The following is a 1,069-nucleotide window of genomic DNA, read 5'->3' as shown; positions in this document are numbered from 1 at the left end:
CCAATAACGGGGTAATCACTGTTCTGCGACCGGGGTGGGCCGCGGCGCGGTGGTTCGCCCGGAAGCGCCGCCCGCGCCCGAGATCAGGAGGGGTCGCGCAGGAACGACAGTCGCACCTGGCGGTCCGGGTTGTCCACATTGAGGTCGACCAGCGCGATGGACTGCCAGGTGCCGAGCATCAGACGGCCGTCGAGCACCGGCACCGTCGCGTAGGGCGCGATCAACGCGGGCATGACGTGCGAGCGGCCGTGACCGCGTGAGCCGTGCGCGTGCCGCCAGCGGTCGTCGGCGGGCAGCAGCTCGCGTAGCGCGGCGAGCAGGTCGTCGTCGCTGCGGGCGCCGAGTTCCATCACCGCGACGCCCGCGGTGGCATGCGGGACGAACACGTGCAGCAGGCCGTCGCCGCCGATTCCGGCCACCCAGTCCGCGCATTCGGGGGTCAGGTCGCGCACCACCTCGGACCGGCCGGTGTGCACGTCGATCACGACGCTCTTCATGGCCACCATGCTCGTCGCGCCCGGCCGTGCGGGCAAGGCGGCGGGCGGCGCGCCGGAGGTATTGACAGCACCCGCCATAACAGGAATCATCTGATTCACATGTAGTCCGCCTCGGACTCGCCGCGGCGTGCGCGCCGGGGCGGGGCGCACGCCGGAGAGGCGAAGCGATGACGCTCACCCCCGACCCCGGCCGCCATCCGGCCACAGGCGGGCCGAGCCGGCGATCGGCGCTCGCCACCCGTCCGGTGCGCGAACGGGGCCGCCCGGTGCTGCGCCACGTCCCCGTCACCCCGCCGGTGCCGCGCGCGGGCGTCCCGCTCGTCGGCCCGGCCGCCGCGGGCGTGCCACTGGAACTCTCGGTCGCCACCACGGCGGCCTGACACCGTCCACACCACCCACCAGGGGGAACCACAATGTCAGAGGACTACCGGGGGCACGTCGCCGTCGTCACCGGCGCCGCGTCCGGCATGGGCCGCGAACTCGCCGTCGAACTCGCCCGGCGCGGCGCGAAGCTCGCGCTGTGCGATGTCGACGCCGCCGGACTGGCCGAGACCGCCGCGGGGGGGGGGGGG

General features: G+C 74.4%; 3 protein-coding genes. 2 read left to right on the top strand and 1 reads right to left on the bottom strand.

Annotated elements, in window-relative coordinates; genetic code table 11:
* Positions 1 to 83: 83 nt before the first annotated feature.
* The gene (locus tag QH283_RS07995; RefSeq protein ID WP_280502380.1) at positions 84 to 497 is read right to left on the bottom strand and encodes a YjbQ family protein; all 414 of its coding nucleotides are present in this window, start codon (positions 495 to 497) and stop codon (positions 84 to 86) included.
* A 167-nt stretch (positions 498 to 664) separates the two neighbouring features.
* Between QH283_RS07995 and QH283_RS07990 the strand changes: the two genes are divergently transcribed.
* Both QH283_RS07990 and QH283_RS07985 read left to right on the top strand, forming a co-directional pair.
* Complete coding sequence (locus QH283_RS07990; RefSeq protein ID WP_280502378.1) at positions 665 to 877, top strand: hypothetical protein; 213 nt, start codon at positions 665 to 667, stop codon at positions 875 to 877.
* A 33-nt stretch (positions 878 to 910) separates the two neighbouring features.
* Positions 911 to 1,069 (top strand): SDR family NAD(P)-dependent oxidoreductase (locus QH283_RS07985; protein WP_280502379.1); only part of this gene is annotated, 159 nt, incomplete at its 3' end.

The organism is Nocardia farcinica, from assembly GCF_029867845.1.
Classification (GTDB): Bacteria; Actinomycetota; Actinomycetes; order Mycobacteriales; family Mycobacteriaceae; genus Nocardia; species Nocardia farcinica_A.
This window is presented reverse-complemented; position numbering and strand designations above follow the sequence as displayed.

Bases quoted from the DNA above. Each gene is read 5' to 3' on its own strand.
- QH283_RS07995 (WP_280502380.1), bottom strand. From the start codon at position 497: ATGAAGAGCGTCGTGATCGACGTGCACACCGGCCGGTCCGAGGTGGTG.
- QH283_RS07990 (WP_280502378.1), top strand. From the start codon at position 665: ATGACGCTCACCCCCGACCCCGGCCGCCATCCGGCCACAGGCGGGCCG.